This is a genomic window from Erythrobacter longus (assembly GCF_000715015.1).
GTDB lineage: Bacteria > Pseudomonadota > Alphaproteobacteria > Sphingomonadales > Sphingomonadaceae > Erythrobacter > Erythrobacter longus.
Genome location: NZ_JMIW01000002.1, coordinates 36,174 through 57,568, shown reverse-complemented (window position 1 = coordinate 57,568; position 21,395 = coordinate 36,174). Strand labels below are relative to the sequence as shown.

At 57.6% G+C, this 21,395-nt stretch carries 18 protein-coding genes and 3 tRNA genes; 7 read left to right on the top strand and 14 right to left on the bottom strand.

Annotation, left to right across the window (positions count from 1 at the left end; genetic code table 11):
* Positions 1–273 precede the first annotated feature (273 nt).
* The gene (locus EH31_RS06185) at positions 274–1,320 is read left to right on the top strand and encodes a chemotaxis protein CheB (RefSeq protein WP_034959209.1); all 1,047 of its coding nucleotides are present in this window, start codon (positions 274–276) and stop codon (positions 1,318–1,320) included.
* 11 nt (positions 1,321–1,331) lie between these two features.
* On the opposite strand, the gene EH31_RS06180 is transcribed toward EH31_RS06185, so the two are convergent.
* Complete coding sequence (locus EH31_RS06180) at positions 1,332–2,951, bottom strand: ShlB/FhaC/HecB family hemolysin secretion/activation protein (protein ID WP_034959207.1); 1,620 nt, start codon at positions 2,949–2,951, stop codon at positions 1,332–1,334.
* A 222-nt stretch (positions 2,952–3,173) separates the two neighbouring features.
* On the opposite strand from EH31_RS06180, the gene EH31_RS16815 reads away from it, so the two are divergent.
* Both EH31_RS16815 and EH31_RS06165 read left to right on the top strand, forming a co-directional pair.
* Positions 3,174–4,760, top strand: coding sequence for a FecR domain-containing protein (locus EH31_RS16815; protein ID WP_161782132.1), 1,587 nt, complete (start codon positions 3,174–3,176; stop codon positions 4,758–4,760).
* Between the two features lie 63 nt (positions 4,761–4,823).
* Positions 4,824–7,115 carry an EAL domain-containing protein gene (locus tag EH31_RS06165; RefSeq protein ID WP_051699019.1) on the top strand — a complete coding sequence of 764 codons (2,292 nt, stop codon included), beginning with the start codon at positions 4,824–4,826 and terminating at the stop codon, positions 7,113–7,115.
* A gap of 48 nt (positions 7,116–7,163) precedes the next feature.
* Here EH31_RS06165 and EH31_RS06160 read toward each other — a convergent pair.
* The 4 genes from EH31_RS06160 to EH31_RS06145 all read right to left on the bottom strand — a co-directional run bounded on the left by EH31_RS06160 (position 7,164) and on the right by EH31_RS06145 (position 10,792).
* A tRNA-Pro gene (locus EH31_RS06160) sits at positions 7,164–7,240 on the bottom strand.
* A 78-nt stretch (positions 7,241–7,318) separates the two neighbouring features.
* Positions 7,319–7,394, bottom strand: a tRNA-Ile gene (locus EH31_RS06155).
* Positions 7,395–7,525: 131 nt separating this feature from the next.
* Positions 7,526–8,599 carry a polysaccharide deacetylase family protein gene (locus EH31_RS06150; RefSeq protein WP_338390473.1) on the bottom strand — a complete coding sequence of 358 codons (1,074 nt, stop codon included), beginning with the start codon at positions 8,597–8,599 and terminating at the stop codon, positions 7,526–7,528.
* Positions 8,600–8,662: 63 nt separating this feature from the next.
* On the bottom strand, positions 8,663–10,792 hold the full coding sequence (locus EH31_RS06145) for a histidine kinase dimerization/phospho-acceptor domain-containing protein (protein WP_051699018.1): 2,130 nt from the start codon (positions 10,790–10,792) through the stop codon (positions 8,663–8,665).
* A gap of 393 nt (positions 10,793–11,185) precedes the next feature.
* Here EH31_RS06145 and EH31_RS06140 point away from each other — a divergent pair, with 393 nt between their 5' ends.
* Genes EH31_RS06140 through EH31_RS06130 form a run of 3 tightly spaced genes read left to right on the top strand, consistent with a single transcriptional unit; the run spans position 11,186 to position 12,617 of the window.
* On the top strand, positions 11,186–11,647 hold the full coding sequence (locus tag EH31_RS06140; protein ID WP_034959206.1) for an Lrp/AsnC family transcriptional regulator: 462 nt from the start codon (positions 11,186–11,188) through the stop codon (positions 11,645–11,647).
* A 24-nt stretch (positions 11,648–11,671) separates the two neighbouring features.
* Positions 11,672–12,121, top strand: a complete 450-nt coding sequence (locus EH31_RS06135) for a GFA family protein (protein ID WP_034959204.1) — start codon at positions 11,672–11,674, stop codon at positions 12,119–12,121.
* The gene (locus EH31_RS06130; protein ID WP_152553484.1) at positions 12,114–12,617 is read left to right on the top strand and encodes a hypothetical protein; all 504 of its coding nucleotides are present in this window, start codon (positions 12,114–12,116) and stop codon (positions 12,615–12,617) included. Before EH31_RS06135 ends, EH31_RS06130 begins: the two co-directional genes overlap by 8 nt.
* Here the strand turns inward: EH31_RS06130 and EH31_RS06125 are convergent.
* The 9 genes from EH31_RS06125 to EH31_RS06085 all read right to left on the bottom strand — a co-directional run bounded on the left by EH31_RS06125 (position 12,580) and on the right by EH31_RS06085 (position 20,767).
* Positions 12,580–13,965: an NAD(P)/FAD-dependent oxidoreductase gene (locus EH31_RS06125; RefSeq protein ID WP_081853260.1), complete on the bottom strand. Its 1,386-nt coding sequence runs from the start codon at positions 13,963–13,965 to the stop codon at positions 12,580–12,582. The two genes, EH31_RS06130 and EH31_RS06125, sit on opposite strands and share 38 nt — an antisense overlap.
* Before the next feature lie 178 nt (positions 13,966–14,143).
* Entirely contained in the window at positions 14,144–15,493 is a 1,350-nt protein-coding gene (gene accC, locus EH31_RS06120) for an acetyl-CoA carboxylase biotin carboxylase subunit (protein WP_034959201.1), read from the bottom strand.
* Positions 15,494–15,509: 16 nt separating this feature from the next.
* The gene (accB, locus tag EH31_RS06115; protein ID WP_034959200.1) at positions 15,510–15,992 is read right to left on the bottom strand and encodes an acetyl-CoA carboxylase biotin carboxyl carrier protein; all 483 of its coding nucleotides are present in this window, start codon (positions 15,990–15,992) and stop codon (positions 15,510–15,512) included.
* 107 nt (positions 15,993–16,099) lie between these two features.
* The gene (gene aroQ / locus EH31_RS06110) at positions 16,100–16,540 is read right to left on the bottom strand and encodes a type II 3-dehydroquinate dehydratase (RefSeq protein ID WP_034959199.1); all 441 of its coding nucleotides are present in this window, start codon (positions 16,538–16,540) and stop codon (positions 16,100–16,102) included.
* Positions 16,541–16,588: 48 nt separating this feature from the next.
* Positions 16,589–16,981 carry a BLUF domain-containing protein gene (locus EH31_RS06105; RefSeq protein ID WP_051699017.1) on the bottom strand — a complete coding sequence of 131 codons (393 nt, stop codon included), beginning with the start codon at positions 16,979–16,981 and terminating at the stop codon, positions 16,589–16,591.
* A 66-nt stretch (positions 16,982–17,047) separates the two neighbouring features.
* Positions 17,048–17,461: a holin family protein gene (locus EH31_RS06100; RefSeq protein WP_034959197.1), complete on the bottom strand. Its 414-nt coding sequence runs from the start codon at positions 17,459–17,461 to the stop codon at positions 17,048–17,050.
* 80 nt (positions 17,462–17,541) lie between these two features.
* Complete coding sequence (locus EH31_RS06095) at positions 17,542–18,423, bottom strand: HpcH/HpaI aldolase/citrate lyase family protein (RefSeq protein WP_034959196.1); 882 nt, start codon at positions 18,421–18,423, stop codon at positions 17,542–17,544.
* Positions 18,424–18,459: 36 nt separating this feature from the next.
* A complete protein-coding gene (locus EH31_RS06090) occupies positions 18,460–20,586 on the bottom strand; it encodes a TonB-dependent receptor plug domain-containing protein (RefSeq protein WP_081853259.1) in 2,127 nt (708 codons plus the stop codon).
* 104 nt (positions 20,587–20,690) lie between these two features.
* Positions 20,691–20,767, bottom strand: a tRNA-Pro gene (locus tag EH31_RS06085).
* Between the two features lie 298 nt (positions 20,768–21,065).
* Here EH31_RS06085 and yajC point away from each other — a divergent pair.
* On the top strand, positions 21,066–21,395 hold the full coding sequence (gene yajC / locus EH31_RS06080; RefSeq protein ID WP_034959195.1) for a preprotein translocase subunit YajC: 330 nt from the start codon (positions 21,066–21,068) through the stop codon (positions 21,393–21,395).

Genomic DNA, 21,395 nt, shown 5'->3' with positions numbered 1-21,395 from the left:
GCATCATCCTTGCCTTTGCGCTCCGACCTGAAATGGCCTCGATCGATGAGTTTTCTGATTGCCGCATCTTCTGGATTGCGGGCCGCACTCACCGTTTGACTAATTGCAAGGGGTGAAGACCGATTGTGCGGCTATCTAAGCGCGAGCCCTTAAGCGCGATGACAAGAATTCTTGGGCCGCTTGCGATTAGCCACTCTTAACGCCGTAATGCTGTGCAGAGACTGTGCGGCTTGAGGCAATATTTAACTCATTGTTTTCAGGACAGTAATTCCCATGCGTGATACAAGAGTAATGGTCGTCGACGATTCTGCCGCAATGCGCGCTTTGTTTTCCGGGATCCTGGAAAATGCCAAAGGCGTGAGTGTTTGCGGTGTCGCCTCCAGCGCTGCTGAAGCGCGTGAGATGATCGCGGAATTGAAGCCCGACGTGCTCACCCTCGATGTTGAAATGCCGGTGATGACTGGCATGGAATTTCTTGAAGAAATCATGGAAAAACGCCCGATGCCGGTCATCATGCTTTCAAGCATCGCACAGGCTGGCTCGGGTACAGCTGCAAAGGCGCTTGAGCTGGGCGCGGTGCATTGTTTCCCAAAGCCTTTGCGCACGACCCCGGAAGAGTTTGACGCAACGGTCGCCAAATTGGGCGACATTGTCATCAAGGCTGCAAAGGGCGAGCTTTCGCCAGCTGATGCAGGCGCGGATTCTGATGATGAGGTCTCAAATTACGAACCTGATGGCAGCCCCGTCGTAATGGCGTGCGGTGAGGCGGGTATTGAGCCGCTTAAGCAGGTCATTGCTGCTTATCCTGTAAACTGCCCGCCAACAACGATCGTGGTTGATGCCGATCGCGTAAGCGTTGATCCGGTTCTGGCTGAACTTCAATCAAGCGCGAAATGCGCTGTCGCAGAGGCCACAGACGGCGCGTTGCTTGAACCGGGCAAGGTGTATCTCGCCTTTGACAAGGCAAGCCACGTCATCGTCGAAGCCGGTTCGCCGCCTCGTTTGCGCCTTGCGGCCCGTGACCCGGTCGCAGGTCTTCGCCCTTGCGCTGACCTTTTGTTCGGATCAATCGCACGCGCACGCATCGCGGTTCATGCGGGGCTCTTGTCGGGCGCCGGGGCAGATGGTGCCAAAGGCCTGCAAATTCTGATGCAGACAGGGGCTAAGGTGTTTCTTGAAGACCCGGCAGATGGAGCGCCGCGTGACCGGATCAACGCTGTCCACGCGCTAGGCGTTGGAGCGGCCGATATGCCAGTGGGCGATCTTGCCGCGTGGCTCCTTAACGGGACTGCGAAATCTGGCGAAGCGAAAGCCGCCTAGGGTCAGAAACTCTAAAAAGCCTGACCAACTCGCAAGTTGACCAGTGGGCCTGCGCTCTCGCCATCGCGCCGCTCGCCTGTAAGGGGAAGCGCAAGCTCCATGTCAAAGTCGAGATCGCGCGTCAGGTTGAGCCGCAAACCCCCGCCAGCAGACGCAAGCGAGCCGCTCCCAAAACCGCCTTCCAGATTATCGACAACCCCGCCATCTGCGAAAACGTAAGCTTGGGCGCGTGGCAGCCAAAAGCCTTTGCCGCGCCAGTCATAACGCAGCTCGCCATATCCCATGATGCCGCTGTCGCCTGCCCTTTCGTTAAAGTCGTATCCCCGAAGGAAAGAGGTGCCGCCAATGCCGATGTCTTCGGTGGCAAGCACCGGGTCGCTTGCAAGCTGACCGCGTGCACCAAGGGCAAGGCTGAAGGATTGGGAAAGCGGGCGTTGCCAGGAAATCCAGCCGTAAAGACTGCTAAACCGGGCGGACGCATCAGCGCGCGAGGCAAGGGGATCGCCCGGGTCGGTTGCCGATAGAATATCGAGCCCGCGGGTGGCGACAAGCCTGCCGCTGAACCGGCCCCCTGCCAGTTTGCCACGCGAGTAAAGCCCTGCGCGCACCGTCGGCACCCGGTCGCGCCGGGCAAGGGCGCCTTCGCGGTCCTGTTCCAGTTCGGTCACTTCAAATTCGCCGATCACCCAAACGCTAAGGTCGCGGCTGCGTTTAAGCGGATATTGGGCGCTGACACCGGCGCGCAAGAAACGGCCTTCGATCTCACTATCAGACAGGAATGCGCCGGGTTCAGTCCGGGAATAGGAAAGGTGTGCACCCAGTTCCAACCCGCTTGCATCCACCACGATTTTGTAAGAACCGCGCGCAAATTGCAGCTCGCCAGGTTGGAGCGGTGTGGTCCCGAATGAGAGATCCACCTCATCGCCAGAACTCAAGATACCGTTGAGATCAACGTCGATGCGCGCCCGAATGGGACCGACCTGCTGCGATCCGTTGTTGCGCACCTCTGCATAGGCAGACGTCTGTGACCGGCTGGTTTTCACGATGAGGACGCCGCGCCCGCCTTCTTTTTCAAACTGCGTGTCAAGGATGCGGACGCCGGAAATGTCATCGGCAAGCAAGAGCCTTCGTTCAAGCGCTGCCTGCGTGACCGGCCCGCCTGAAACAAGCGGCTGGAGCGCGCGAGCAATCGCTGCATCCTTTGCCCCTTCGAGGCGGATTTCGTCGATGCTTCCTTCATCCAGAGTGACCCTCAATACGCCAAGGTTGAGGTTTTGGCTGGGCACGCTGGCGGTGGCGAAAATGTATCCGTTAAAGCGCGCTCTAACGGCAATTCTGGTCGCCAGGGTCGCAAGGTCATTGTCCGAAAGTGGGCGCGAGGTGTATTCTTCGATCAGATCAACAAAATCGGCATCGGGCAGGGCTTTGTTCCCTGAAATGATGATCGAATTGATCTGGTACTTCTCATCCGAAAAAACGCCAGGCTGCGGCTCGCTTAAGCCTTTGGGCACATCGATGATGCTTTGCGGCGCTTTTTGAGCGTCACGGTTAACCGCATCGCGCTCAAATTCGATCTGACCCGCTTCAATCTCGCTGGGGGTGCTGGGTTCCAGATTCGACTGTGCCGCCAACGGAGAGCACGCGAATGCCGTTAGCAAACAAAGGCCTGCACGCCTTTGACTGTCATGAATCTTCCTCAAAACCACCGTCAGGGCTTTACAGTTAAGCCCCTAACAAATGGTCAAATAATCACAGCGCTTGGTCTTATGGTTACCTTGGCCAATTTGTTAAGTCTCTTCGCTTACTTGTTGCTCGTATTCGTTGGCTATGTGCAGAGTGCCAAGGAGAAGAAAATGTTCATTTCGCCGCGTATTGCTTTGCCTTTAACGCTTCTACTGTCCAGCACGAGCGCATTTGCCCAGTCCGGACCGTGGACGGTGAGCGAGACGCGCGGGCCGGTTTACATTCGCACAGCTGAAGGGGACCGTCCCGCTGAGCGCGGGTCTACTCTTCTGGCGGGGCATCAGATTGTCACCAATCGCGGCGGCAATGCGATCATTGTGCGCGGCGAGGAATTTGTGACGGTGCGGCCCAACACACGCATCACAATCGCGCCTGAAAAGCGCGAGCGCGGCGTCATCCAGATCATTCAGGATTTCGGCAGCGCGATTTTCAACATCGGCAAGCAACCAGACCCGCACTTTGGCGTGGATACACCCTATCTTGCCGCTGTGGTGAAGGGCACCACCTTCTCGATCACCGTGTCTGATGCTGGCGCTGCCATGCAAGTGACTGAGGGCGCGGTTGAGGCGTCCACTCTGGATGGCGGCGCGGTTGATCTTATTCGGCCCGGTGAAGTGGCGATGATTGCCGCGGATGACCGTTTTCGTTTGAGCGTCGAGGGCGATGTATCGAGGCAAATCGATTCTCCTGAACGCGGCGCAGTCACCACCACGCCTGCTGTGCGTCGGCCAACGAAGGCACCAGGAACAGCAAACGCGGCACCGGTAATTGAAATAGCGGCTGTGGTTCCGCAGGATGATGCCGCCGAGCCGGTTGTCATTGATGTCGGTGTTGGCAGCGAGAGTTTTGACCTTGAAGACATTACCGATGGTCTGGTCACGGGCGAAGTAGAGTCTACCGTCGATAGCCTGGTGACAGATATCGTGGTTGAGCAGCGCGCCGCGCCTCGCGTCGAGCCTGTTGCAACGCAACCCGAAGCAGGGCCAGAGCCAGAGCTTGCGCCCGTTCCTGAGCCCGAGCCATCACCGGAGCCAGAGCCCGAGCCTGAGCCTGAGCCTGAGCCATCACCAGAGCCTGAGCCCGAGCCAGCGGGCGACGCCGACGCCGCCGATGACGATATCGACGACGATGATCGCGGCAATAATGGCAACGGAAATGCTAACGGCGACGATGACGGCGACGACGACGACGATGATGACGACGATGATCGTGGCAACAACGGCAACGGGAACGGCAACGGCAACGGCAATGGCAACGGGAACGGGAACGGAAATGCCGATGACGACGATGATGACGACGATGATCGTGGCAACAACGGCAACGGGAACGGGAACGGCAACGGCAATGGCAACGGGAACGGGAACGGAAATGCCGATGACGATGATGACGATGATGACGATGATCGGGGCAACAACGGCAACGGCAACGGCAGCGGGAACGGTAACAACGGCAACAACGGCAACAACGGCAACGGCCCACGCAATGAGGAAGACCGCGGCAATGGCAACGGCTTTGGGCGGGATGATGATGCAGCCGACAATGAGGACCCCGTCGTTCCGCCAGAAGACGGTGTGGATGATACCGCTGAAGAAGATAACCGCGGGCCTCTAGAGCGCTTGATCGACCGCGGCAGGGATGCACTTGATGGCTTTCGCGACCGGGGGCGGGACCGCGACCGCGACCGCGACCGCAACTAATCTTCAAGCTTCTGTCGGTATAACACGGGCCTGACGCGCGAAACTGACAAGGGCGTAAATCTGATGCACAAGGCCATCCTGAGCGCTGCAAGAAGCTGGGCGATTATCATCGTCGCGCTGATTGTTGCCGTCGCATTTGCGCAAACGGGCTGGCTGCGCATGGCAGAAAACGAACAGCGCGCAGCTATCGTGCAGATTGTGCCCAAGAACGCCTCTGGTGATCTGCATCTGATCGAGGTTGATGCCAAAAGCCTTGCCCAATCCGGCAATTGGCCATGGCCGCGTGACCACTATGCGCGCCTTATATCTCAATTGGATGAGGCCGGCGCGCGCTCCATTGTCTTTGATATCGACTTTTCATCCCAAGGATCGGGAGAGGGCGACACCGCATTCGCAAACGCCATCGCAAAGGCTGAGGCATCGGTGGTCTTGCCAACATTTGCGCAAGGCGCCTCGGAAACCGCCGATGAAATGGTCGAAGCTCTCCCCATCCCAAAACTTCGTCAACACACCAGCCTTGCCTCGGTGTCGGTTCGCCCTGATGCCGATGCGCGCGTTCGGCGGATGGTGTTTGGGACAATCACCGAAGCTACGCCGCGCCCGTCCTTATCGGCTCAAATTGCGGGCGTTTCTGGCGCGGTGGGTCAAGACTTCTCAATCGATTTCAGCATCAATCCAAAAACAATCCCGCGTGACAGTTTCATCGATATTGAAAACGGCAATTTCGATAAGTCACGGGTTTCTGGACGCGATGTGATCGTGGGGGCCACCGCGATTGAACTGGGCGATCGGTACGGCGTTCCCACATATGGCGTGATCCCGGGGGTCACCATCCAGGCGCTTGCCGCTGAAACCCTGATCGCTGGCGCGATGACAGAGTTTGGTTATGTCCCGCTTGTCATTCTGGCAATCCTGCTCTCGATCTATGTCGTGCGCGCAGACAGCTATATGCTCGTCGCTGCCCGGACAGCCATGGCAGTGGTGGTGCTGTTCGTGGTCGAAGCGCTCGCTTACCACGGCGCACGGACCATATTGGAAGTGATGCCGGCGGTGTTTGTGTTGATCGCGGCGGCCCTGATGCAAACCGCGTGGATTGTGCGTGTGATGCTTAAAGAAGAGGCCATGGTCGATGGCGCCACGGGGATGCCAAATGCCTTGGCTTTTGAAACCACGGTGCATGAAAGCGCCAATTTCACGATCACCGCTTTCATCAAGGATTTCGATTCCATTCGCGCAGTTCTGGGCCAGGAATTGCTCGGCAAATTCATCGACCGTCTGGTTGACCGAATGCAGTCTGTTCACCCGGTGCCACGGGCCTACAGAACCGACACCCGCATGATCGCCTGGGTTCACCAAGGCGACTATCAGCATCTTATTGATGCGTGCGAAATTATCGCTTTCGCAATGGAAAAGCCGCTGGATGTGGGGGGCAGGCGTGTTGATGTCTATTTGACCTTTGGCATTGCGTCTGGCGTGGACCTTGACGCGGCCAGCCGTGCGGCCTCCCATGCCGCAAACGAGGGCAAACTGTGGCACGCTCACGAAGATGCGGAAGCTGCGATTATCGAACAACGTGTGTCGCTGATGGGCGAGCTCGACGAAGCGATTGATGCTGAGCAGCTAAGGGTGGTTTACCAACCCAAGCTGCGTTTGGAGACGAACCGGATTGAAAGCGTGGAGGCGCTTTTGCGGTGGGAGCATCCAACGCGCGGGTTCATGCGGCCCGATCTGTTTATCCCGCTGGCAGAAGAAACGAACCGCATCGACCGCATGACATTATTCGTGTTGAGGCGGACCATCACCGATATGTTGGAATGGTGCAAAGGGGATGTGGTGGTCTCTGCCGCTGTAAACATCTCTGCAAACCTCATCACATCGGACCGATTTGTCGAAGCGGCCGAACGTGTCTTGAAAGAGATGCGCGTGCCGCGTGATCGATTGATCTTTGAGGTGACCGAAAGTGCCGCAATGCTCGATCCCGAAGCGGCGGCGCGCAATCTTGAACGCTTCCGCGCTTTGGGCGTGTTGATCTCCATTGATGATTATGGGACCGGCCAATCGACCCTCAGCTATTTGCAGCGCCTGCCGCTCAAAGAGCTCAAAATCGACCGCGCCTTTGTTCAGAACGCGCATACGAATCGAAGCGATGGCCTTATGGTTCGCTCAACAATCGACCTTGCCCATTCGCTGGGTTTGCGAGTGGTTTGCGAAGGCATCGAAGAACAGGCCTGCCTCGACTTCCTGCGAGAGAATGGCTGCGATTACGCGCAAGGCTATCTCATCGCAAAACCAATGCCGCCCGCAGAGCTTATCGAGCTTCTGGAGAAGGCGGATAAAGTGCCTGCAAACGGTTGAACCAAGTTTTACGAGAGAACGGGCTGTTTCGCCCACAATTTGATGAAATGGTCGGGGAGAGAGGATTCGAACCTCCGACCCCCTGTACCCAAAACAGGTGCGCTACCTGGCTGCGCCACTCCCCGACATTTCATCCGTCTTACCGAGCAAAACTCGATAAGGCTGCTTAACCGCAAGAACCGCCTAAAAGGCAAGCTCAAACTTGGTGGGCCCGGCAGGATTCGAACCCGCGACCTAGCCGTTATGAGCGGCCAGCTCTAACCGCTGAGCTACAGGCCCTTGAAGGGTTCGCCCGAAAGCGTTCAGCGGTCAAACCCAACGGTAAACTGGCGGTGCCTCTACAGCGAGTATTCGAAAACCACAAGCGGGGTTTTCAGGTATTTTTCAAAGCTGGGGAAAGCCGTGCCAAATTAGCGCGCTGCCGCCCCGAATACGTCTCCGACTGTGGCTGATCTGACGCCCGCTTTACCAAGGCAAGCATATATTTGCGCAAACCAGTCATACAGCGCCTCCACGTCGCCTGCATCGCGTGTGTAAGGCGTATAACCGGGCACGAGAGAGGGACTGTGGAACGACAGGACCGTCAGCGGTATCTGCGCCTCAAACGTCAATTCGAGCCCGCGAAGGGCCTCATCGGCGCTTACGCCTTCCGGGGTCATGGCGATTCGCTCAAACAGGCCAAGCTGCGACATCGCCCCCAAAAGAAACGGCATCCGTTTGCCCAGCTGTTGCAGAGCTTGCCCCATATGGCGAAGCGCGCCCGCATGAACGACCGTCATCGGCACTTCGAGCAGCTGGCGTGCCTCGTCCACCCAATAGGGATGGAGTGGATGATGGGAAAAATCGGGGCCACCATGCGCGCTGTAATCGAATAGAGGGCGCACAGAGGTGTCGATCTTGATGCCGCCTTCTTTAAGGATATCAGCGCTGTGCGGCCCAAGGCCATAGCGACCTGCGCGGTAAATGAGCGGGGCGGTGCCAAAGGCTTCTTCGATTCGGTCGCGCAAAGCCATAAATTTGGCGCGCTCCAATTCGCGCGGCAGGTTTCCGGCAAATGAATTGTGCGCGCACAAAGGCTCATCAAACGGCGGATTTACCCAAGGGTGAAGCTGTGCCCCGACATCCGCCATACCGCGAGCAACAGCGTCGCCAATAATCTCTATCGCGGAAGGATCATTGGCGATGGGCCAATCGACCAGATAAATCGGATGCGCCCCCAAACTCTCGCAAAAGGCCTGAAACCGGGGGAGCGCTGCGACATGATTCAGCCCATGGCGGTCGCGGGTAAACGGGCCGCTCCAGTCAAACTCTTCTTCTGTATCCACGGTAAGCAGCACGCGCCTACCGAAATCGCGGCCAAAATTGCACTCGAACGCCGCAACAGTGCCGGGCGCAGGAGCCTTTGCCATCGAGAGCGGACGCGCCTTTTGCTCGCTTGAGACAAACGTTCGCGTGTCAGAGTGATGGATTGCGGCCCATTTCATCACACCGCCTTAACACAGCAGTGCTTAGCGATGCCTTACCAGAGCCAATAATCGGCCCTGACCTTAATGCGCGGCGAAGTCTGGACCTGTGTTGCCCGGAGCATTGGCGCGCGCGGTGCTCACCCTGGGCAATGTGAGAATAACCGAATCGCTCTTGCGGACAAGATCGCCCCCTCCTGCGCGCGTTTCGGCGCGGGCAAGTCGCAGGGCAAAGCCTGCACCAAAAAGGCCGGGACTAATCGCAGTGCCAGAAGGCCGTACATCCGCTGCAAACAGATCTTCTTCGCCCAGCAATTGCATCGGTAATTCGCAGGTGAGGCGGATGAAGTCCCCGTTATCTTCGAGCCGTGCCTCCAAAGTCTCGCTCGCCGCGCAGGCACCGCCAACACTTGCAAGCAAGCGCCACATCAAGCTTTCCGCATTATCCGCGCCAATCGCCGCGAAAAGCGGCGTATCGTCATGCCAATCGAGCGCAATACCTGCCATGCGCGCATCCAGAACCTGCGCAAGCTGGCGGATGATGCGGTTGGCAAGGGCGGCAATATCGGTCTGGCCTTCGTCGACTTCCATCGCGCCTGTTTCAAACTTTGCCAGCCGGTCCAATTCCTCAAAGCCGGACAAAATGCGCGCCGCATCAGACGCAATCGCAGCGGCAAGGGCGCGATATTCATGCGGGGCAGAGCCAAAAAGCTGTTGCTGGATGACTTCTGAATACCCTTGAACCGCAGTCACAGGAGTGCGCAATTCGTGCAGCAATTGGCGGATACGGTCGGCTTCGCGTTGAGCAGGGCTTGGCCCTGTCGGTGCTGCCTCAATAGGCCTTCGCATCCTGCCGACATAGCCTGCAAAACCGCCGATCTGGCTAAAACGGGGCTGTGCATCGACGATCCAATCACCGGTAATGGCCTGCGCGCCTTCGATATGAAAGGGCGCAGATTTCATCGGCTGACGTTGATTAAAAGCCATTGCGAGCGGGTTTTGGGTGACGCTCGTCTGAAGCCGCGCCGGGGCGACCAGCCGAGTGCCTACGACCATGGAGGCGGCGTGGTCTTCAGCCCATTCGATCCGGCCAGCAGCGTCCGCTGCAAAAGCAAACCCGCGCACGATCCGCGAACGCACGGTTTCTTCTTCGCCCAGTGGAAGGCGCGGCATGAGCCGGTCGGTTGGGGAAAGGTCTGCATCTGACGCGGTTTCGTCCGCATCGCCGGGGGCAGGCGTCTCTTCACGCGCCCGCTGAAAATTGGCGATACGTTCAACCAAAGCGGAGATTTCGCCGCGCCCACCTTTTCGAAGGGGGGAATTGGGAGTGGATGCCTCGTATTGGGAGAAATCCTCCCCAAGACTTTTCTCTTCGGCAACCTGATCTTCTGTCACAGGCTCATTGATATTCAGAGGCTCTTCGGCAATCTCGCGCAGCTCTTCGATGGTAAAGGGCTTGGGCTCAAACTCTTTATCCTCGACCGTTTCCTCTGGCTTGGCCGTGCCACCCTTATTCCGGTCCTTGGGGAAGAATATCGGGCGAAGCGGCGCGCTGGCCTCTTCCACAGGATCGCCCTCTTCATCTGGCAATGGATCAAGAGGCGCGCTTACAAATGGCTCATTCGGGATATCCTCTGGCGGAATATTTGCGCCCGGCAATTCGTCATCTGCGCCCAGTTCTAACGGCCCCAATTCCAATGGTTCTTCATCGAATGCAACCGGTCCGGTTTCAGCGCCCACTTCGGCAGGCTTAGGCTGAGGCGTAGGGAGCCCGCGATCATGAATGCCCAGCCGCTCCAAGGTTGCTTCTGTATCCTGCGGCAGGTCGCGCCGAAGCCGCATGAAACCGCGCGCTCTGACGGGCAGGCGCGGGATAAGCGCGTTCCAGTCTTCGCTGGGCAATTGCGCACGGGTCAAGGCAGCGGACGCCACCTCAGGCTCGAAATTGGCAAGATGGGCGACCAATTCAGGATTGCGCAAACGCCAGCCGGGTTCGGCAATAAGCCGCGCTCTGTCCTTGGAGGGAAGCGTCTCTGCAAGCTTGTTCATGCGCATCCAAGCCGCTGCGACAAGGCTGGGATCGCGTCCTGGACCGCGCGCGCCTGTCGCCTGCGCACCCAGCAGATCGAGCAATTGCCGGTACTGGGTGCGACGCATTGCATCGCTCTGAGCGCGCTGTCTCAGAACTGTTGCAAGGCGGTCATCGAAGAACATTCAGGATCCAAACTCACTAATACAGGTCGACCAATGATCGTTGGTCAAAACCCAACATGCGCGCATGGTCGCACCGATCCGGCAGTAAACACCTTACGCCAAGTAACCTAGATGCGACGCATGTTTGCGCACAGTGGTTCATAGCATCAGGTGAATGGCAGGACAGTCCAGCCTTTGAGCGCGTTGCAAAGCGGGACAATTGCTGGCACACATAATATAATTAGGTTCACAACCGAGTAATCGGGTACATTCTTACAGGTAATTGTAGCCCTATTAGCCCAAGCGACCGAATCGGCATCATTAAGGGCAAGAATGTGTGGGTAGATTAAAACGGGTGGACCATAACTGGGGGCAAAGGTGCAAGGCGCCGCCCTTTGAGGAGAAAAAGGGAACATGGCGAACTTGGACGAGATCGACCGCCGGCTTTTGAGTGAGCTTCAGGCTGAGGGCCGCGTTACCAATGTTGAGCTGGCGCAAAGGGGTGGCCTGACCGCTCCTCCGTGTCTGCGCCGTGTGCGCAGCCTTGAAGAAGATGGGGTGATCCGCGGCTATCATGCCGATCTGGACCCATCAAAACTGGGCTTTGCGATCACCGTTTTTGCGATGGTGAGCCTGAAAAGTCAGGCCGAGGCCGATTTGCGCGAGTTTGAAGAGCACATGGCGCACCTTCCCGAAGTGCGTGAATGTCATATGCTCAATGGCGAGATCGACTTTATCCTGAAAATCGTAAGCAAGGATTTGCAGAGTTTTCAGGAGTTTCTCACCAGCAAGCTGACACCTGCTCCCAATGTCGCAAGCGTCAAAACCTCGCTCACCATTCGCACCGCCAAGCATGAGCCCGGAGTTCCGCTTTAAACGCTTAAAGGTCGGGGGAAGACGATGAACGAACCTTCCAATCACATAGCGCAAGCTTTGACGGGCAAGTGCCTGTGCGGGGCGGTATCGATCACCATGCGCGATGCCCATAGCGAGGTCGACGTGTGCCACTGCACCATGTGTCAGGCGTGGACTGGATCGATGTATGCCGGGATTGAGGCGGACGATTTCACCATTGAGGGCGAGGAGCACATCACCGCCTATCAATCGAGCAATTGGGCCGAGCGCGCCTTCTGCTCCAAATGCGGCAGTCACCTTTGGTACAAATTTCTGCCCACCGGAAACCGCACATTCCTTGCCGGAATGTTTGATCTTCCCAAGGGCGTCCCCATCAAGCAGCAGATTTTCGTCGATGAAAAACCCGATTGGTTCGATCTGGCGCAGAAAACTCCCATGAAAACCGGCCCTGAGATTATCGCGGAAGCGGAGGCGGCGGGGTTTAGCTTTGACTGAGACGGTCAGGTTTCGCAGCAATTGGACATTCGTGCTCTTGGCCGTAAGCGCGCTTTGCGTGCTGGGGCTGACATATGCCGCTTTGAACGAGCCGTTTCTGCTCTCCTTATCAGAACAGCGCCGCGCCAGCTGGCTTGCGCTTTTGACCGTCTTTGAATTTGGCGGCGTAAACTGGGCGATCCTTGCGCTTGGTTTTTACCTGGTTTTTGAAAGCCGTAAGCCTTTGCGACAATGGCGCGATCCGGTTGCTGTGCGTTTGATGGACGATCAGCTGGTGTTCCATGAAAGCCTTGGCCAAGAGCCGGTGCCATTGGAGCAGGTGATCGACGTATCTTATGCGGCAGGCGTGGTGAAGTCGGACCTCAATCTCAAACTTATCGCGGGCAGAACCGTGCGCATTCGCAATGTTGACGACTGCGATGGACAAGGTTTTGCCAAACGGGTGATGGCAATAAGGGTTAGTGCAGCTTCAGCTTTGGCCGCACAATCCGATTAACCCGGCCAATAATCATCAGGCCAAGCCCCTTCATCCAGCCGTGAATACCGATCAAATGCATCCGGTAGAGCGAGGTGTAGATGAACCGCGCAATGCGCCCCTCGATCGCCATCGCGCCGCCCACAAGGTTACCCATCAGGCTGCCCACGGTTGAAAAGCGGCTTAGCGAGACGAGCGATCCATTGTCCTGATAGATAAAGGTTTCCAGTTTCCTGCCGCGTTCACGGTGGCGAATGTTGCGATAGACGGTCTCTGCCATCTGGTGCGCAGCTTGCGCGCGGGGCGGGATTTGTGGTCCGCCACCCTCGGGTACGAAAGCGCAGCAATCTCCAAGCGCGAAAATATCCTGATCGGTAACCGTTTGAAGCGTTGGCTTCACCACGATCTGATTGCGCGGTGTCACCTCAAGCCCCAGATTTGCAATGAAATCCGCGCCTTTGACGCCTGCTGCCCAAACCATAAGGTCCGCCTCGATCTCTTCGCCATCCTTGGTGACGAGCGCGCCGGGTGTGGCCTTGATGACTTGCACGCCCTCGCGCACTTCGACACCAAGCGCCGAGAGCTCGTCGCGGGCCGAATTGGAAAGACGTTCGGGCAGGGCAGGAAGAATGCGCTCACCTGCCTCAAGCAAGGTGACTTCAAGGCGGCTTTCATCAAACACTTCAAGGCCATAGTATTTGAGCCCGGAGGCCGCGTTGTAAAGCTCTGCGGCAAGTTCAACCCCGGTTGCGCCGCCGCCCACGATGGCGACTTTGACGCGTTCATCGGCGGCCGGATCGGTCAACATGGCGCGGCTGACCCGGAGGCAGTGGTTGAGGAGTTTTCGCCGGAATTTGTCGGCCTGCGCGCGGCTGTCGAGGTACAGGCAGTGCTCTTTTACGCCTGGTACGCCAAAATCGTTCGACACCGATCCCATGGCAAGCACCAGCATATCATAGCGAATCGTATGCGCGCCGATTACCTCTTTGCCATGGTCGTCAAGAACCGGCGCCAGGCGAATGGTACGCTCTTGCCGGTCGATGCTTTCAAGGCTGCCCTGAAAGAAACGATAGCCCCAGCGCGCGCAGTGACTGCGATAGCCGACTTCATCAAGATTGGCGTCGAGAGAGCCTGCGGCCACCTCGTGCAAAAGCGGTTTCCAGATGTGCGAAAGGTTTTGATCGACAAGGATAATGTCGTGATTGCGTCGCCCGTATTTCGCGCCCAGCCGCCGGACAAGTTCAAGCCCCCCGGCGCCGCCGCCCACGACCACAATCTGGGTCTTGCGCGCGCCTTTATTGATGCGCGGATAGGGTGGTTTAGCAGGCAGGGCAGTGCGCTCTTTTGCCGCGATGTCTTGGTGTTCCATTGGTTGCGTCCATAATCATCCCCGATCCCTAGAGGAGTTTGCCTTGTACAGTGGTTTTAATGATGCAACGCACAAAATATGATTTTGTGCCCAGCAGCCCGGTGCAAGACGCGCAAAAAGCAAAAAGCCCAGCAGCATCGCTACCGGGCTTTTCTTCTTCTTGTGATTGGAAAGGGGGTCACCCCTCTCGTTCTTCCAGCCATTCTTCGAGCCATTTGATCGAATAATCGCCGTGCAAAACGTCGTTCTGTTGAAGCAATTCGCGGTGCAGCGGGATGTTGGTTTTGACGCCTTCGACCACCATCTCTTCCAAAGCACGGCGCAGGCGCATGATGCAGCCTTCGCGATCTCTCCCATAGACGATCAGCTTGGCGATCATGCTGTCGTAATAGGGCGGGATCGAATATCCTGCGTAAAGCCCGGAATCGACGCGCACATGCATCCCGCCAGCGGGGTGGTATGAGGTCACTTTGCCCGGTGACGGTGCGAAGGTGAAAGGGTCCTCTGCATTGATCCGGCACTCAATCGCATGACCGCGAAATTCAAGGTCTTCCTGAGTCACTGAGAGAGGTTTTCCAGCCGCAATGCGGATTTGCTCGCGCACCAGATCAACACCGGTGATCGCTTCGGTCACAGGGTGTTCGACCTGAAGGCGGGTGTTCATTTCGATGAAATAGAACTCACCGTTTTCCCACAGGAACTCAATTGTACCCGCCCCGCGATACCCCATATCGCGCATCGCCTTGGAGCAGACCTCGCCCATGTGCATCCGCGTATCGCGGTCGATGACGGGGGAGGGGGCTTCCTCCAGAACCTTTTGGTGGCGGCGTTGGAGCGAGCAGTCGCGCTCACCCAGATGGATGGCGTTGCCCTTGCCATCGCCAAACACCTGAAATTCGATGTGGCGCGGATTGCCGAGGTATTTTTCGATATAGACGGTCGCATCGCCAAAGGCGGCTTTCGCCTCGCTTCCGGCTTGCTGCATAAGCGTTTGGAGCTGGTCTTCGCTCTCGCACACTTTCATGCCGCGACCACCGCCGCCAGAGGCGGCTTTGATGATGACGGGATAGCCGACTTCGGCCGCGATTTTCTTCGCTTCTTCAGGGTCGGCAACCGCGCCGTCTGAACCGGGCACCAGCGGCAATCCCAATGCGCCAGCGGTCTTCTTCGCCTGAACCTTGTCGCCCATTGTGACGATATGCTCTGGCTTTGGCCCGATCCAGGCGATGTCATGCGCCTCGACGATTTCGGCAAACTTGGCATTTTCCGAAAGGAAGCCATAGCCCGGGTGGATCGCATCGCATCCCGCAACCTCGGCCGCCGAGATAATCGCGGCGTGGTTGAGATAGCTTTCGCTTGCTGCTGGCGGGCCGATGCAAACCGCGTGGTCGGCCAGCCGCACGTGCATGGCGTCGGCATCAGCGGTGGAGTGCACCGCGACCGTTTCAATTCCCATTTCATGGGCCGCACGATGGATGCGCAGCGCTATTTCGCCGCGGTTGGCGATCAGGATGCGTTTAATGCTCATGGCGTCTGTTACCCGCTTAGCCAATCACGACGAGCGGTTGATCAAATTCAACCGGCTGTGCGTTTTCGACGAGGATCGCTTTGATCGTGCCCGCTTTATCAGAGGTGATGGGGTTCATCACCTTCATCGCCTCAACGATAAGAAGGGTGTCACCCTCGCTCACGCTGTCGCCTACCTTGATAAAGTTAGGCGCACCGGGCTCTGCTGCGAGGTAGGCAGTGCCCACCATTGGTGATTTGAAGGCGTCCGCGTGATCGTCCGCAGGAGCCGCGGCAGGCGCTGCTACAGGAGCCGCGGCGGGCGCTGCTGGTGCCGCTGCCACAGGAGCTGCTGCAACATTTGTTACCATTCCGCCGCGCGCGACGCGGATCTTGCGATCGTCGTCCTCAACTTCGATTTCGGTAAGACCTGTCTCGTTCAAAAGCTCAGCAAGCTCGCGGACCAGACTGGTGTCGATGTTCATGCCAGAATTACCGGCACTCGGCTTTTTATCAGCCATGTATTCCCTCTGAGGTGACCCAAAATGTATGCTCAGGTGCCTATTCACCCCAATTGTGGCTGGCAAGTGGCAATTGCTTTGATCTGTGTATGTTTCTTACGGGATTGTCACACTTCTCCAGAAACGACGGCGTCCAAGGCGATGGTGTAGGATGCTGCGCCGTGCCCCTCGACTGTTTTGGCCGCTGCCATGCCGACATAGGAAAGATGGCGAAATTCCTCGCGCGTTTTGGGGTTGGACAGGTGCACCTCGACAACCGGCGTTGTGATTGCCTTGATCGCATCAAGCAGCGCGATGGAGGTGTGAGTGTAGGCCGCCGCATTAAGCAGCACGGCGCGTGCGCCTTCAGCCTGCGCCTCATGCAGCCAATCGACCAGCATACCTTCGTGATTGGTCTGGCGCATGTCGATGGAAAGGCCGTGTTCGCGCGCCTTATCCTCTAGCGTCCCCGCAATTTCATCGAGCGTGGTGGACCCGTAAATCTCGGGCTCGCGCAGGCCGAGCAGGTTGAGGTTTGGGCCGTTGAGGACGTAAACTTTGTCTGTCATGCGCGCACGCTTACCCTTTTGCCGGGCGCACGCAAAGCCACGAATGCTTTATGCAAAGGCGAGATTTACAAACCTTTGAGCAGCTTCCCTGACCAGCGTCGGGGCGCCGCCGAGTTGAGGGATGAGCTCGCGGAGTTTTACATCGCCATCAGGCAAGGCAATGCGTTTCATCGACCATTTGGGAAACGACCGGCTGGAGACATTGGCCCGGTGGACAATCTTGATCGAGTGATGGCGCGGATCAAGTTTCAGCCGCCGCATCAGGTCGTCAATGGCCGATGACGGGCCTTCGATGACCTGAAAAAATTGCTGATTTGCGTAGATCAAAAAACCTGACAGCTGTGCACCGGCATTGTTTCTGGCCGACGTTTCAATGATCTTGAAAACGTCGCCAGAACCAAGGCTTTCAGCAGCTGAACTTGTGTAGGCCAATTGGATCATACGAAGCGGTTTAGCGCCAAGTGCTTGTCCGTAAGTTAACAGGCGGGCTCCGGGTTTTTACCGAGCCTATTTGTCCACGCCCTTAACCTTACCCCATTGGCGCGCGGCGGTGTAGCCTAAATAGCCGGTCCCAAACAGCGCATAGAGCGGTTCTGGCAGCCCTGCGAGATAGGCGTTCATGCCGCTTGCAATATCCTTTGCAGCGTCCGGGTTGAACGCGCTGAGCAAGCCCATCGGGAGCGCTGTCAGGATCAGGACATACATCACATAAAGAAAGCTTGGGCGCGCGCGGCTTGTCCAGGGGTCTGTGGAGTTTGCCTCGGCAACGATCGCCTGAAGGCGCGCCTCGATCAATTCCATCTCCTGGCTACCCTCAAGCTTGATGAGCTCAAGCTGCGCCTTGGCGCGCGCCTCTTTGTCAGGGATAATCTTGTCGAGCAGTTTGGTGATCGGGCCGATCAGTGATTGGAGAAGTCCCATGCAAAAGCGCTCCTTTGTGCGAGTCGCTTGATGGATAACCAAATTGGTTCGTGTAGGAAAATTCTATAACCGGATATTTCCTACTCACCCGCTTCGGCAAGCAATCTTTGGGCAAGGGCCAAGTGCGGGCGGTCAATCATATTGCCATCAAGCTGAAGCGCGCCTGCGGTGGGATTGTCAGCGAAGGCCTGAACAATGGCTCTGGCATGGGCAAGCTCTTCCCCGCTGGGCGTGAAAGCTGCGTTGATCGGCGCAATTTGGGCGGGGTGGATGGCGAGCATCCCGCGAAACCCCTGAGCGCGAACGGACCGCGCACGGGCTTCCAAAGCCTCAAGATCGCGAAATTCGGGCTGTACCGTTTCGATTGGCGTGACGCCCGCCTTGATTGCGCCGAGCAGGCACAGGCTGCGGGCCATTTCGAAGACATGGGTGTATTCGCCATCGGCCCCGCGTTGCTCGCTTGCGCCAAGCTCGCTGGACAGATCCTCCGCGCCCCAGCTCATTGCCGCGAGACGGGGGGCCCCATCGTATGTGCCGGTGGTGAACATGGCGGCGGCTGTTTCAGTGACGAGCGCTGCGACTTTGGTGGAGCCGGCTTCGATCCCTGCGGCCTGTTCCAGCGGCGTAATCATTGTGTCGAGCGTCGTAACATCATGGCCGCCTTCTGCCTTGGGCAAGAAAACGCCGCCCGGTCCTGCGGCGATAACCGCTTCGAGATCGCCCTTGGTCCAGTCGCCTGAAAGCGGGTTCACCCGGACCCAGATGCGGCGTTTGTCAGGGGCGCTCGCAATCGCGTCGGCCACCATCTTGCGCGCCTCGGCTTTACGCTCCGGCACCACCGAATCTTCAAGGTCGAGCAGGGCGATATCCGCATCGCTCGCAATGGCTTTGGCCATCTTCTTCTCGCTGTCGCCAGGGGCAAACAGCCAGCTGCGCATTTTGATCGTGGCGGTGTCGCTCATCTCAGGTCCTTTATCGTGGAGCCCGCGATAGTCCGCTTAAAACGTTCCTTCAATCTCGAGCGTAAATATCTGCCCGAAAGTGCGGTCGCGGTCCTCGCGAAAATCGACAATATCCGCGGCGCGGTCGAGGAAAACGGTGCGGTCAATCTTGTTGGTGCGATCGAGGATATTGTTGATCGCAAGGCGCACAACCATCCCCTCGACATCCTTGTTCTCGACGTAAAAGCCCGCAAAGCCGAAGGTTTCGCGGCGCAGGGAAATCTGGTCGAGGCGCACGTCTTCGGCCTGATTGTTCCAGAACGCGGTCAGTCCTGATGCCCAATTGGTCGAGGCAAAATCGTGGCGCAGTTCAAAGTCGATCTGCTCGGTTTCAAACCCTGACAGGTTGCGGCTGAAACCCAGTAGAGGATCGCGCACGGAACTGTTTGCAAGCCGGAACCCTGCATCAAACCGTGTACCCTGCCAGCCGAGCCCCTCGGACAAAAGCGTCACATCGCCCTCGATACCATAACGGCTTGCAGAGGGAATATTGCCCGGCGCCTGCCCTCCGCCATCAATCGGGATCAGATCGACAATGTCCGACACATCTTCATAGAACGGCCGCAAGGCAAGGCTGCCAAGCGCGCCTAGCCCGATATTGCCCTCAAGCTCAAAGCGCCAAAGCTGGGGCGGTACAAGCTCCACATTCGACACATTGGCATTGTTGAAATCAAGATCGACCGAGGCGATGAAATCGAAGAAATTGAGCTGCCCGACCTGGCGCTCTACCCGACCGGAGAGATCGAAGTTCTCGCTCGCTCTCCAATCGAATGCGATGAAGCCTTTGGGCCGGTAAAATGTCCGTGTGAGGCCGGCTGGCCCATCCTGGCTGATCCGCGAATATTCTGCGCCAAAGCTGGTTTGCAATTGCAGATTTGAGGTCAGCGGGCGGCTGTATGTAACGGTTGCCTCGGCGCGGTCTTCTTCGACGCGGCTGTTCGCGCCGGTCAGCAGTTCAGGTTGCAGTACGCCTTGGCCATCGCGGACCTCCAGGGATGCCTCGATATCAAGGAAGTTCTTCACGCCTTCGAGCGCAATGACCATATCACCGCCTGCTGCGCCAAAGGTAAACTCGCCGCGCGCAATCGTCTCTCCCTCGTCCGCGTCACGAGTGAATAAAGAGCCTTGCACAGGGCTGTCATCGGCAAATTCAGTGATGACCGAAGAGGTTGTCGGGCTGTCTTCAAACCGGTGATAGCCGATCAGCTTCAACCGGCCGCCCAGAACCGTAAAGTCATAGTCGGCGCCGACTTCAAAATTGAATTCGTCTTCTGTGCTGCGCAATGTCCGCACACGGTCAACCGGATCGATTGAACCAGACCGCTGTGAAATTTCGCGGTCGCGGCGGATAAATCCGGCGACCTCGCCTGTCAGGTTCAGCACGTTTCCGTTGTCGGCAACGCGCGAATAGGAGCCGGACGCGCTGATTGTATCGAAGGCGAAATTGGCTTTCTCTTCGCGGGTGTCGATCAAATTGTCAGCGCCGTCGAACACAAATTCGAAGCCATCATCGCCGCGCCTGTTGGAATCGTTTTGGAGCGAGAGCGTCCACTCATCCTTCTGCCCGCCGCCTGCAAATGAAACGCGTCCTTCCAGAAGGCGGGGCGGGGTGCCCCTTGTGCGGATTTGCGGGGCGTAGCGATATGTGCCGGTGATGCCGCCGCTTCTGGCGGTGATGACGTTCAAAACCTGTCCCGTAAGTCCGCCGATATCGAGGCTAGCCCCGTCGACCAGCTCCAGCCGGACGACTTCTTCCACAGGGATACGGCCAAGCGCTTCGACCGGCCCGTTGGATTTGCCAGAAATGCGGCGTCCGTTGATCAGAACATTGGTGTCCGCTGCACCAAGGCCGCGTGCGCCATCCCCTTCGCGAATGGAAAAGCCGGGCACCTGGCGCGCCATATCGGCGGCACTGCGCGGGGCAAAGTTGGCGAAATCCTCAGGTGTGAAAGTGCGGCGTGTTCGCCCATCGGTGGAGGTTTCACCTGTTTGCGCAATATCGACATCGCTGTTCTGGACGCGGACGTCCTGTGCCCATGCGGGAGCGGTGTTCAGTGCGAGGGAGGCTGCACCGCAAAGGCACAGCATTCCAAAAGGAGAGGTCTTGGCGGGCGTAGCGGTCATGTAATTTCCTTGCGCGCGCCTGAAATCAAAAAACCAACTGCTAGAACAGTGCCAAAGGACGAAGTGACCCCCTGCTTCGACAAACGTATTTGCGAAAGCTCCACTGGTCGGGAAGACAGGATTCGAACCTGCGACCCCCACACCCCCAGTGTGATGCGCTACCAGGCTGCGCTACTTCCCGAACCGGTGGAGAGGCGGGCGTATAAGCGGCTCCCTTGGTGCTGGCAAGCGGGTTAAGAGTGAAATTGAAAGCGAGCTCACTGATATGCAGAAAAGAGCCGTGCTTTATCCTCTTTACCACAGGGCTGATTGCGGCACGCTTGCATTGCTGCTACGCGCGCCCACTTAGGCTCGATAACAAAGTGTTCGCACAGCGGGATCAAGGGATTTTGAAGGCCACCAAACCAACGGGTTTGGACAGCTCTATCTCGATACCGCTCACGCACATTCATCAAGAAAAGACATAGGTTTTTAAAGACATGCTTGAACTTTTAACCGCTGCCGCCGCAGGTGCAGGCGAAGCGCCGCCAGCCTGGATCAACTGGTTGCCGATTGTCGGCATGGTTGTGATCTTCTGGTTCCTGATCATCCGCCCGCAGATGAAGCGTCAGAAAGAGCACCAAGCGAAAGTCTCTGGCCTGAAAAAGGGCGATCAGGTCGTTACCCAGGGCGGTCTGGTCGGCAAAGTCATCAAGACCGACGACACTTACGCAGAGATTGAAATTGCAAAAGATGTGCGCGTGAAAGCGGTCAAGCACACCATCGCCGATTTGATTGAACCCGGCTCAAAGCCGGCAGCGAACGACTAA